Below are 12514 nucleotides of genomic sequence, written 5' to 3' on the forward strand. Positions count from 1 at the left end.
CTCTATATTCACTGGCACGCAGACTAAGAACGTCTTCTTACTCCGCAACTCGACTTTTTTTGCAAAGGTATGAGTTACAAAGTCGTTTTCCAAACTTTTGATCCGGGCAAAGCTGAAATAATTTATGATGACCGTTCGCTAACCATAGAAACAATTCCCTTACGTCATCGGATACCAACATGCGGATTCCTCTTTTCAGAGAAACAGCCCCCCGCCCATATTCGTCGCGACATGATTGACTTTTATGAAATCCCCGTATACGAACTCAACCGGATAAAGAATGGCGCCGATTACACATTACCGGACGGAAAAATAGTACCAAACAACAAATTGACTATCCCTTCTGCCCTTCCCCGCCGATATGCCTATTGTTCAGATACTATTTATTTGCCACGTATCATAGAACAAATATACGGAGTGGACCTGTTATTTCATGAAGCCACCTTTGCACAAAGCGAACAAGCCCGTGCGAAAGAAACCTTTCACACAACTGCTTCGCAAGCTGGAGAAATCGCCCGTACCGCAAAAGTAAAACAACTTCTTATAGGACATTTTTCAGCCCGCTACGAAGATGAAAGCATATTGTTACAGGAAGCATCGGATATTTTTCCTAACACTCTACTTGCACGGGAAACATTAAAAATTTCAATAGAATCCATTAAACCATAACATAAACCGGATATCTAATTTAAAAATAGGAACATGAACACTTATAATGAGAAAGAAATAATAGCGTTATTACAGGACCCGGCACGACAAAAAGAAGCCTTCGAATGTATTGTCAACGAATACAGCGAACAGCTATATTGGCAGATACGCCGGATGGTACTTTCTCATGAAGATGCCAATGATCTGTTACAGAATACATTTATCAAAGCATGGACTAATCTAGAGTATTTTCGTGCCGAAGCCAAAATATCGACCTGGCTTTACCGCATAGCTTTGAATGAATGCTTGACCTTTTTAAATAAACAACGTGCCACCAACCAATTATCCATAGACGACGCTGATGCAGATATGGTGAACAAACTGGAAAGTGATACATATTTTAATGGAGATGAAACTCAAATATTATTTCAAAAAGCATTACTGACGCTTCCTGAAAAACAGCGTATAGTATTCAATTTAAAATATTTTCAAGAAATGAAATATGAAGACATGTCTGAAATATTAGGAACAAGTATAGGGGCACTGAAAGCCTCCTACCACCATGCAGTGAAAAAAATAGAGAACTTTTTAAAAGAATGCCTTTAAACCTTTTTAAAAGAAATGTATCTAACAAAGAAAGGAGAACCACTATGAAGGAAGAAGATGAACTATTAAAAAAATGCGGGACAAAAAATCCATTCATGGTACCCGAAGGTTATTTCGACAACTTCTCAAAAGAGTTGATGAATAAATTGCCGGAGAAGGAACAAACTTCTACTCCGCAAGAAACAATAACTACTTGGCAACGTATCAAGCCTTGGATATATATGGCAGCTATGTTTTGTGGATTGATGTTCAGCGTCAGAGTTATTGTAGGTCCCCCTAAACAAGACACTCCTATTTTTACAGCAGCGGAAACTGAACAATTCTCAGACGAATATATTGAAACGATTTTAGATCATTCCATGATGGATGATTATACGCTCTATCAATACTTGACAGATGCAAATTCAGATATGTATAATTAAATAATAACCACATGATACAAAGACTGGCAACCTTGCTTATCACTTTATATATAAGCATTTCGCTACAGGCGCAAGACAAAAAGAAACCTGGTTTCACCAAAGAAGAATTCAGAGCTAGACAAGAAGCATATCTCACGCAAAAAGCAGAAATAACGCAAGAAGAGGCCACTAAATTCTTCCCTATCTACTTCGAATTACAAGACCGTAAAAAAACAGTAAATGATAAAGCATGGGAGCAAGCACGCAAAGGCAAAAATCCTAAAACAACCGATGCCGAATACGAACAAATTATAGAAGGTATTGTCAAAGCAAGGATTGAAGCCGATAAATTGGATTTGGAATATCTACAGCGCTTTAAAAAAATCTTATCTCCCAAGAAAATATATAAGTTACAACGTGCAGAGATTAAATTCCACCGTGATATATTAAAAAGTATGCACCAATCTCAAAAAAAATAAAAGCAACAAGAGATATTTCCAACTTTTTCCCCAAATCTATCAATCAACTTAGATTTGGGGATTTTTGTATTTAAAAAGTTCATCGGAACGACAAAATGATTAAGATGTTTCTTTTATAAAAACAAGTTAATTTTCTTGCTTGTTTAAGTTTTTATTACATTGATTAGAATATACTTTTATTTTTAAACATTTACCATCGAAAATATTTTGATTTATTATATTTTATTCCTAGGTTTGTACAAACCATAAACTCACAAATCTATTACAAACATTATGAAAAAGACACTATTACTACTATTCGTATGCTTATTCGTAGGAATAAGCCATGCACAAGCACAGGTAACAGTGAAAGGAACCGTTATCTCAAGCGAAAACAACGAACCGGTAATCGGAGCTTCCGTATTGGTAAAAGGAACAACCAATGGAACAATCACCGACATCAATGGTCAGTTCACACTTACAAACATCTCACCTACCAACAAAACAATTATTGTTTCTTTCATTGGAATGGAAACCCAAGAAGTAACCATCAAGCCGGAAATGAAAATTGTTATGACTTCAACAACAGAAGTGATGGAAGAAGTTTTGGTAGTTGCTTATGGTACTGCAAAAAAATCAGCTTTTACAGGATCTGCCAAAATGATTCATACAGAACAAATAACTAAACGTCCGGTTACTAATGTCATAGAAAGTTTATCTGGACAAGTGGCAGGCCTACAAATGACAATGACAAATGGGCAGCCTGGAGAAACTCCAAGCATTCTGATACGTGGCATCAGTTCAATGAGCGCAAAAACAGATCCCCTCATCGTATTAGACGGTATGCCATACGAAGGAGGATGGAATAACATCAATCCAGCAGATGTAGAATCTATTTCTGTACTAAAAGATGCAGCATCCACAGCTCTTTATGGTGCTCGAGGTGCTAACGGTGTCATAATTATAACAACAAAATCAGCCAAAGCAGGCGATGCAAAAATCACAGTAGACGCTAAATGGAGTGCCAATACCCGTGGTGAAATAGAATATGATTACATAAAAGATCCAAGAGAATATTATCAAGCACACTATAAAGCATTATACAATTATTATTTAAATGCCCAAGGACAAACTCCTGACCAAGCATATGTCAGCGCAAATACTAATATGATAGGAACCAACAGTCAAACCGGTGGTTTATCCTACAACGTATATTCATATCCTGAAGGAGAATATCTGATTGGTAAAAACGGTCTTCTTAATCCTAATGCAAAATTAGGACGGATAGTAAACGGTTATTATCTCACTCCCGACAAATGGGTCGATGCTGTATATCATACAGCATTACGCCAAGAATACAACGTCAATATTTCAGGCGGAAGTGATAAAGCACAAATCTATGCTTCTTTTGGATATTTAGATGAAGACGGTATAGCAGAAGGGTCTGATTATAGCCGTATCACCGGTCGTTTGAAAACCACATATCAGGCTAAACCGTGGATGAGATTTGGCGCCAACATCAGTTATACACATTCAATACAGAATTCAGCCGCTGGCGGTTTTAGCCAAGCTTTCAATACAGCTCCCATATATCCACTTTACCTACGTGATACAAATGGTAAGATCATGCAGGATAAAAATGGTGACATGTACGATTTCGGAGTATCCAACCAAGGTCCTCTAAACCGTCCTATCAACCCGAACTCTAACGGAATAAAATTAAGTCAGCTCGATACATATAACACCTCTGCAAATACTTTGAATGGAGACGCATTTATAGATATTAATTTCCTGAAAGACTTCAAATTCACATTCAATGCAGGCACTTCGATACGTGACAGCCGGTACAAAAATGCTTTAAATCCTTTTTATGGAACAGCAAATTCTTTGAATGGAAGCATCAATGTCCAGCATTGGCGTCGAACAACCCTCAACCTACAACAAATATTAAATTATAATCATAGCTTCGGATTACATAACGTTTCATTGATGGCAGGTCATGAAAGCTTTAATAACGTTTATGAAGAATTATACGCAGCCAAAAACAGTATGTTCTCTTTTTTTCAGAATCAAGAATTAAACGGTGCCATCAGTGGTACCAACGATGAGTCATCCTATAAGAGTAAATACAATACTGAAGGATATTTATTCCGAGGTATGTACGACTATGACGGCAAATATTTTTTCCAACTTTCTTACCGGCGCGATGCCTCTTCCCGCTTTCACCCGGATAATCGCTGGGGTAATTTCTACTCTGTGGGAACTGCTTGGATTCTTACCAAAGAAAAATGGTTGGATGACATTAAATGGCTCGATTTATTAAAACTAAAGTTTTCTGTAGGTCAACAGGGTAATGACAGAATAGACGATTTCTTATATGTAGATACTTACAATATCAAGAACAGCAATAATGAGTTATCATTAGGTTTTTCCAGAAAAGGAAATAAAAATATTACCTGGGAAACCAATACAAATATAAATTTAGGTATAGAATTCGAACTATTAAAAGGCAGATTAAGTGGTAGCATAGAATATTTCAATCGCAGAACAACTGATATGCTTAACCGTTTTTCTGTACCTTTATCATTAGGGTACTCAGGCTATTATGACAATATTGGTGACATGAATAACAAAGGTGTTGAAATTGATTTAAAATATCTACCAGTCAAGACTAGAAACGTAACATGGAATATTGGCTTTAATGCAACACATTATAGAAATAAGATCAGCCGTCTTGCAGAAAGTAAAAAAACAGACATTATAGATGGACATGCCGGTTATGTAAACGGTCTGTATTATTACGGAGAAGGACTTCCAATGTATACTAACTATGTTCAAAAATATGCAGGTGTGTCCGAAGAAGGCAAACCACAATGGTATTATACAGATAAGCAAACCGGTGAGATGAAAACAACAACAACCTATTCTCAAGCTGATCTATACTTATGTGGTGACGCTGTTCCAGACCTATACGGTGGTATCAATACCTCTCTTTCATTTTATGGTTTTGATTTCTCTGCACAAATAAACTACAGTATAGGAGGTCAGGCATACGACTATGGTTACCAAGCATTAATGTCACCTCCTACTTCAACTCATTTAGGATATAATGTTCACAAAGATATTTATAAAGCATGGAGCCCGGAGAATACTCAAAGTGATATTCCACAATGGCAATTCAATGACCTGTACAGTGTAAAAACATCCGACAGGTTTCTAACTAATGCATCTTCCATAAGTATTCAAAACATTCAATTAGGATATACTTTTTCAAAAAAAACACTTAGAAGTCTATATCTAACTAATCTGCGCATTTATGTGGCCTGCGACAATGTTTATTATTGGTCAAAAAGAAAAGGTTTCGATTCACGCGTAACATGGAACGGAAATAAAGATTCATCCGGAGAATATTCAGCCGTACGCGCATTCTCCGCCGGTCTAAGTTTACAATTCTAATCAACACATAAACAATCAAAAATATGAAAAAGAAATATATTACCAAACTAATGATTGCTGCATGTCTGTCATCAGCATTAAGCTTAAACAGTTGTATCGAAGAGGTATTTCCAGAAAGTAGCACAGCTACCATAGACCAAATAGGAAAATCTGACCAAGCTATCAGCGCAATGGTAAACTCAGTAGTCGCATTTATTAATGCATTTAGAAGTTACGGTCCACAATTTTATCATGATTTTGGATATAGTGGATATAATTTAATCAGAGAAAGTGCATGCGAAGACTTCTTCTGCCACGAACCCAAATTTGACTTTTTTGATACTTATGGAGTATGTAATGATTTGGGTGATGCTGATGTTGTCAATACCATTTGGTATTATAACTACAAGTTTCTGAATAATGTAAATAATGCACTGAGTGCTTTAGAAAAAGCAGATGATGCACCCGAAAACAAGTATTATAAAGGTATATGCCTATCTTATAGAGCCATGATATACATGGACTTAGTCCGAATGTATGAATATAAAAAAACAGGAGTAGAGAAATTAGATGCAGAAGCAGCCAGTAAAAATTTATATGGCATAACCGTACCCATTATTACCGATGAAACCACAGAAGAAGAAGGGCGTAATAATCCACGTGCTCCCTTCTATGCCGTATACAAATTCATATTAGATGATCTAGCCTCAGCTGAGGAGCTTTTGAGTGATTATCAACGCCCAACCAAAAACTTGCCCTGTACCCCGGTTGTCCATGGTCTGATGGCACGTATGTGGCTGGAAATGGGATCTCGTTTCGAACTTTACCCTGAAGATCTCAACACCCTAAACAACAATACAGATTTAAACATTGCATCAAAAGAAACTTGTTTCACTAAAGCAGCCGAATACGCACGCAAAGTCATTAACGAAAGCGGAGCAATGCCTCTGACCGAAAAGGAATGGTTTGGTGGAGACAGCTATACTACCGGCTTCAACAGTGTACTAACCAATTCATGGGTATGGGGATCCATCATGACTACCGAGGATGTACATAGCTATTGGCTCAACTTTGCCGGAAGCATGTGTCCTGAACAAACTTTCGGTTACGGTAACCGAAAATGGCAAGGATACAAGCTTATCGGCAAAAAATTGTTCGATCAAATACCAAATGCAGACTGGCGAAAAACAACTTGGATTGCTCCTGAAGATGCACACAAAGCTCCCGGAACTAAATATAAAACTTTGTTGACCGATGATGATTTCGCTGATATGCCTCCATATACAGGTATCAAATTCCGACCTAAAAATGGAGAAATGAACGATTATACAATCGGAGCTGCCGTTGACTATCCGTTAATGCGTATAGAGGAAATGTATTTAATCGAAGCCGAAGCAATAGGAATGAGCCAAGGATTAGCAGCCGGTATTTCTAAATTAGAAGATTTCGTAAATACATTTCGTTATAATACTTCTGTGGGTAGCTATACATGTAAAGTAAATGATCTAAAAGAGTTTCAAAAGAAGGTTGTTGAACAGAAACGTATTGAATTCTGGGGTGAAGGGATCATCTTTTGGGATTACAAACGGTTAGAGTTACAAGTTGTTCGTGGTTATCCAGGTACTAATGCTCCTATCGGATATCGATTTAATTCAATAGAAGGCTACTGTGCGCCCTGGATGAATATCTTTATCAGTCTTTATGAAAATGTATTCAACAAAGGTGCAGTTTTAAATCCTGATCCTTCACAAGCCATCAAAGAATGGGTAGAATAAAATTCATGTAAAACTTATTTTATAAAGAATGGGGAGCTGTCATAAAAAAAGACAACCCCTCATTCTTATAGAACACAATTTGATATCACCATACATTAAATTACCTAGAATAAATACAATACCCTTTATTGATTAAAACAGAAAAACAAGCAAGACAAAAATAACACACATCATAAAAAACAATTCTAACCCTACTATTTTTCTTCCTTTTTAGCCTCATTCCATATAGCATCCATTTCTTCCAAAGTCATATCCTTCAAGTTCTTTCCCTGTTTGATGGTGTGTTCCTCTAAGTAATTGAAACGACGGATAAACTTCTGGTTAGTGAGTTCCAATGCATTATCCGGATTAATCTTGTAAAGGCGGGCCGCGTTTATAAGACTGAACATTACATCACCGAATTCCGCTTCCGCCTTCTCCTTATCCATGTTCTCCACCTCAGCTTCAAACTCGCCGATCTCCTCTTTTACCTTAGTCCAAACCTGCGAACGCTCCTCCCAATCAAATCCCACGTTGCAGGCCTTGTCCTGAATGCGGTATGCCTTGATTAGCGAAGGCAAAGCAGGAGGTACTCCGCTCAAAACCATTTTGTTACCATCCTTTTCCTTCATCTTCAACTGTTCCCAGTTTTCAGTCACCTTCTCGGCAGTCTCGGCTTTCACTTCGCCAAAGACATGAGGATGACGGAAAATCAGCTTCTCACAAAGACAGTCACACACATCCTTAATATCAAAATCTCCTGTTTCACTACCTATCTTTGCATAAAAGGCCACATGCAACAACACATCACCCAACTCTTTACAGATATCCTTCTTGTCATCCTTCATCAAAGCATCACAAAGTTCGTAAGTTTCTTCAATCGTATTAGGACGTAGACTTTCATTCGTCTGTTTCCGATCCCAAGGACACTTCTCTCGCAACTCGTCTAAAATATCGAGAAAGCGGCCAAATGCTTCCATTTGTTCTTTTCTTGTATGCATAATCAGTTTATTAATATCATTTTGTAGTGCAAAAGTACATAATAATCCAACGACTTTTATTAATTTTGCACTCAATTATGCGATAATCAATTAAATAAATAAAATATAAAATGGAATTAGCAAGTAAGTACAATCCCGCTGACGTGGAAGGAAAATGGTATCAGTATTGGCTGGACAACAAACTCTTTAGTTCAAAACCCGACGGACGTGAACCTTACACAGTCGTCATTCCACCACCCAACGTAACCGGAGTACTCCATATGGGACACATGCTAAACAATACCATTCAGGATATATTAGTACGCCGTGCCCGCATGGAAGGCAAGAATGCCTGCTGGGTGCCGGGAACCGACCATGCTTCCATTGCCACAGAAGCCAAAGTGGTGAACAAACTGGCCGGACAAGGTATAAAGAAAACTGACCTTAGCCGTGACGAGTTCCTGAAACATGCCTGGGCATGGACAGAAGAACATGGAGGTATTATCCTGAAACAGCTGCGTAAACTAGGTGCATCCTGCGATTGGGACCGTACAGCATTCACCATGGACGAAGAACGTAGCGAAAGTGTTATCAAAGTATTCGTAGACCTTTACAACAAAGGTTTGATCTATCGCGGTGTACGCATGGTAAACTGGGACCCAAAAGCACTGACAGCTCTCAGTGATGAAGAAGTTATTTACAAGGAAGAACACAGCAAACTGTATTATCTCCGTTACAAAGTAGAAGATGATGCTGAAGGACGCTATGCGGTAGTTGCTACCACTCGTCCCGAAACAATTATGGGAGATACTGCCATGTGTATCAATCCCAATGACCCGAAAAACCAATGGCTGAAAGGCAAAAAGGTAATTGTACCACTGGTAAACCGTATCATTCCGGTTATCGAAGACGACTACGTAGACATTGAATTTGGTACAGGATGTCTGAAAGTAACACCTGCCCATGATGTGAATGACTATATGCTTGGCGAAAAATATAACTTGCCCAGCATTGATATCTTCAATGACAACGGAACACTGAGCGAAGCTGCCGGACTATATATAGGTATGGACCGTCTTGATGTACGTAAACAGATTGAACAAGACTTACAAGCTGCCGGATTGCTGGAAAAGGTAGAAGCTTATACCAATAAGGTAGGTTTCTCGGAACGTACCAATGTAGCCATCGAACCGAAACTGTCCATGCAGTGGTTCTTGAAGATGCAACATTTTGCAGACATGGCATTGCCTCCTGTAATGAATGATGAACTGAAATTCTATCCTACCAAATACAAGAATACCTACAAAAACTGGCTGGAAAATATCAAAGACTGGTGTATTAGCCGCCAACTTTGGTGGGGACATCGCATTCCAGCATACTTTCTGCCCGAAGGCGGTTATGTAGTAGCCGAAACAGCGGAAGAAGCTTTGAAGTTGGCACAAGAAAAAACCGGTAATGCCAATCTGAAAATGGAAGATTTACGTCAAGACGATGACTGTCTGGACACTTGGTTCTCTTCATGGCTGTGGCCCATTTCTTTATTTAACGGTATCAATAATCCTAATAATGAAGAAATAAACTACTATTATCCTACTAGCGACTTGGTTACAGGACCGGATATCATTTTCTTCTGGGTGGCACGAATGATTATGGCAGGATATGAATATAAAGGTGATATGCCGTTCAAAAACGTTTATTTTACTGGTATCGTACGCGACAAACTGGGACGTAAGATGTCAAAGTCTTTGGGTAATTCACCCGACCCGTTGGAACTAATTGACAAGTATGGTGCCGATGGCGTGCGAATGGGTATGATGCTTGCCGCTCCCGCAGGAAACGATATTTTATTTGATGATGCGTTATGTGAACAAGGACGTAACTTCAATAACAAAATATGGAATGCATTCCGCTTGGTGAAAGGTTGGGAAGTTGCCGATATTGCACAGCCCGAATATGCAAGACTGGCCACTGAATGGTTTGAATCCATGTTGGCAAAAACAGCTGCAGAAGTAGCTGACTTATTCGGCAAATATCGTTTGAGCGAAGCACTGATGGCTGTATACAAATTATTTTGGGACGAATTCTCAAGCTGGTATCTGGAAATGATCAAGCCGGCATACGGACAACCCATTGACAAAGCGACCTATGAAAAAACTTTAGGCTTCTTTGATAACTTGCTGAAGTTGCTGCATCCGTTCATGCCTTTCATTACCGAAGAGTTATGGCAACATATATATGACCGCAAAGAAGGAGAAAGCCTGATGGTCCAGCAATTGAACATTCCGACTGCTTGTAATGAGATTATCGTCAAAGAATTTGAAGTAGTGAAAGAAGTAATCGGTGGTATCCGCACTATTCGTTTACAGAAAAACATTGTACAGAAAGAAACTTTGGAGTTGCAAGTAGTAGGTGTAAATCCAGTAGCTACATTCAATCCTGTTATTACTAAATTGTGTAACCTCTCTTCTATCGAAGCCGTAGAGAATAAAGCTGACGGCTCCGGCTCATTTATGATAGGTACAACTGAATATGCCATACCATTGGGCAATTTAATCAACACAGAAGAAGAGTTGGCAAAACTGGAGGCTGATTTAAAATATCAGGAAGGCTTTTTGCAAAGTGTATTGAAAAAATTAAGCAATGAAAAATTTGTCAGCAAAGCACCAGCCAACGTTATTGATATGGAACGCAAGAAACAGGCTGATGCAGAAAGCAAAATAGCTTCTTTAAAAGAAAGTATTGCTGCTTTGAAAAAATAAAAAAATATACCGCTTTACAGAGATTGCAACATTCTATGTAAAGCGGTCATCACTTCTTTTTTAGTAAAGAGATGTGTCAAAAGTAATTCTGCTATTGTCTTGCTGCAAAGCTCGGATAGTTTTGATAATTACTTCAAATTTTGACACATCTCTTTCTTTTTTCTAATTGTCTTTCATTATTCAACGGGTATGATCTTTCCTGTTTTTCTGAGAAATTTTCAATTCTACTATAAAAGCAACTACCAAGCCCAAACCACCAAAAAGCAAGACATTTGCACCATAAATCAATGAAGTTAACTCGCTCATGCGCCAATTACGCTCTGTGAAATAATCGGGAACCGTGGTTGCACAAATAATATAACCAGTCAACAACCCTAGTCCCATACCCAGCAACAAACAGCCAAATTTCAAGGCCGAGAAAGAAATCGGAGAAGATGACATGAAAGGAGTTCCTACAGGAAGAGGCAGGCTAAGCCTGTTCCCCAACATGGAAGGATCTAACTTGTCTCCCAATTTTTCTATCATAGTAAGACGCTCTTTCTTACCAACAAAAAGTTCAAATAATTTGTAGATTCCTAATGTAATGATACCTACAACAATCCAACCGGTAATGTAACCCATAATTTATTCGTATTTAAGTTATTAATTTTGTTCCTTTGTATCCATTAGACGCTGCGTAGCCAAAGAGGTTACACTTTTGAGAAAGAAAAAAATATTTTCTCTTTTTATGTAACCTCTCTCCCAGCCCTGCGTCTAATAGACAAAATGGAAAACGACGAAACACATATTATTCATAGGATATTAAAAGGAGAAACTTCTCTCTACGAATACTTCTTGGGTAAATACAGTCAGCAAGTATTTATCCTGATTATACGCATCGTGGAGAATCAGGAGGATGCGGAAGAGTTGACCCAGGATACGTTCTTGAAAGCCTTTGAACATCTTTCGTCGTTTAAAGCAGAGAGTAGTTTCTCTACATGGATATACCGCATTGCATATAACACCGCCATATCGGCAACCAGAAAAAGAAAACAAGAGTTAATTGTTATGGACAGTGCCATGTTAATGAATATATCTGACCAGCAAATAGACGATGCCCTGAATGATGAAAGCGGGGAACGGGTAGGAAAACTCAATAAGGCCATCAAGAAACTGGATGCAGAAGAACGCGCCTTGATTTCCCTATTTTATAATGAAGAGAAAACTATCGGTGAAATCGCCCTTATCCTGGGACTGACGGAAAGCAATGCAAAAGTAAAATTGCATCGAATAAGAAAAAAATTATATATACTCATAACAGAAGCAGAATGAACGAGAAACAAAAAGATAAAGGATTAATGAAGGCTGTAAAAGAACAGCCCCAATTCCGGCTGACCTCCAATTTTACTTTCCGCACCATGCAGAAAGTAGAGGAAGCTATACTCTTACGTGAAAAGAAACAGGAGAGAAAGATGTTACTAGCTACTATTGCGC

9 protein-coding genes and 1 pseudogene are annotated in these 12514 nt (G+C 38.3%); 8 read left to right on the top strand and 2 right to left on the bottom strand.

The features are described from left to right. The 6 genes and pseudogenes from AB5935_RS11345 to AB5935_RS11370 form a co-directional block, all read left to right on the top strand. Positions 1-669: pseudogene (locus AB5935_RS11345) on the top strand (MBL fold metallo-hydrolase); the annotation flags it as partial. Positions 670-702: 33 nt separating this feature from the next. Further along, a complete protein-coding gene (locus tag AB5935_RS11350) occupies positions 703-1254 on the top strand; it encodes an RNA polymerase sigma factor (protein WP_038609109.1) in 552 nt (183 codons plus the stop codon). A gap of 44 nt (positions 1255-1298) precedes the next feature. After that, on the top strand, positions 1299-1676 hold the full coding sequence (locus tag AB5935_RS11355; RefSeq protein WP_008669954.1) for a hypothetical protein: 378 nt from the start codon (positions 1299-1301) through the stop codon (positions 1674-1676). Between the two features lie 11 nt (positions 1677-1687). Then, positions 1688-2134 (top strand): hypothetical protein, encoded by a 447-nt coding sequence (locus tag AB5935_RS11360; protein ID WP_368327431.1) that lies wholly within the window; start codon positions 1688-1690, stop codon positions 2132-2134. A 273-nt stretch (positions 2135-2407) separates the two neighbouring features. Then, positions 2408-5569: a SusC/RagA family TonB-linked outer membrane protein gene (locus AB5935_RS11365; protein ID WP_120053067.1), complete on the top strand. Its 3162-nt coding sequence runs from the start codon at positions 2408-2410 to the stop codon at positions 5567-5569. Positions 5570-5592: 23 nt separating this feature from the next. Next, the gene (locus tag AB5935_RS11370) at positions 5593-7323 is read left to right on the top strand and encodes a RagB/SusD family nutrient uptake outer membrane protein (RefSeq protein WP_007842685.1); all 1731 of its coding nucleotides are present in this window, start codon (positions 5593-5595) and stop codon (positions 7321-7323) included. 194 nt (positions 7324-7517) lie between these two features. Here AB5935_RS11370 and mazG read toward each other — a convergent pair whose 3' ends face one another. Next, complete coding sequence (mazG, locus tag AB5935_RS11375) at positions 7518-8303, bottom strand: nucleoside triphosphate pyrophosphohydrolase (RefSeq protein WP_038609103.1); 786 nt, start codon at positions 8301-8303, stop codon at positions 7518-7520. A 110-nt stretch (positions 8304-8413) separates the two neighbouring features. On the opposite strand from mazG, the gene AB5935_RS11380 reads away from it, so the two are divergent. Then, positions 8414-11041, top strand: a complete 2628-nt coding sequence (locus AB5935_RS11380) for a valine--tRNA ligase (protein WP_038609100.1) — start codon at positions 8414-8416, stop codon at positions 11039-11041. Between the two features lie 180 nt (positions 11042-11221). Here the strand turns inward: AB5935_RS11380 and AB5935_RS11385 are convergent, their stop codons facing one another. Further along, positions 11222-11662 (bottom strand): DUF6249 domain-containing protein, encoded by a 441-nt coding sequence (locus AB5935_RS11385; RefSeq protein ID WP_005847274.1) that lies wholly within the window; start codon positions 11660-11662, stop codon positions 11222-11224. A gap of 144 nt (positions 11663-11806) precedes the next feature. Between AB5935_RS11385 and AB5935_RS11390 the strand changes: the two genes are divergently transcribed. Beyond that, positions 11807-12352, top strand: coding sequence for an RNA polymerase sigma factor (locus tag AB5935_RS11390; RefSeq protein ID WP_038606213.1), 546 nt, complete (start codon positions 11807-11809; stop codon positions 12350-12352). Positions 12353-12514: the final 162 nt, after the last annotated feature.

Source organism: Phocaeicola sp. RTP21198st1_B8_RTP21198_201120, from assembly GCF_040929485.1.
In the GTDB taxonomy this organism is placed as follows: Bacteria; Bacteroidota; Bacteroidia; order Bacteroidales; family Bacteroidaceae; genus Phocaeicola; species Phocaeicola dorei.

Bases quoted from the DNA above. Each gene is read 5' to 3' on its own strand.
- AB5935_RS11350 (WP_038609109.1), top strand. From the start codon at position 703: ATGAACACTTATAATGAGAAAGAAATAATAGCGTTATTACAGGACCCG.
- AB5935_RS11355 (WP_008669954.1), top strand. From the start codon at position 1,299: ATGAAGGAAGAAGATGAACTATTAAAAAAATGCGGGACAAAAAATCCA.
- AB5935_RS11360 (WP_368327431.1), top strand. From the start codon at position 1,688: ATGATACAAAGACTGGCAACCTTGCTTATCACTTTATATATAAGCATT.
- AB5935_RS11365 (WP_120053067.1), top strand. From the start codon at position 2,408: ATGAAAAAGACACTATTACTACTATTCGTATGCTTATTCGTAGGAATA.
- AB5935_RS11370 (WP_007842685.1), top strand. From the start codon at position 5,593: ATGAAAAAGAAATATATTACCAAACTAATGATTGCTGCATGTCTGTCA.
- mazG (WP_038609103.1), bottom strand. From the start codon at position 8,303: ATGCATACAAGAAAAGAACAAATGGAAGCATTTGGCCGCTTTCTCGAT.
- AB5935_RS11380 (WP_038609100.1), top strand. From the start codon at position 8,414: ATGGAATTAGCAAGTAAGTACAATCCCGCTGACGTGGAAGGAAAATGG.
- AB5935_RS11385 (WP_005847274.1), bottom strand. From the start codon at position 11,662: ATGGGTTACATTACCGGTTGGATTGTTGTAGGTATCATTACATTAGGA.
- AB5935_RS11390 (WP_038606213.1), top strand. From the start codon at position 11,807: ATGGAAAACGACGAAACACATATTATTCATAGGATATTAAAAGGAGAA.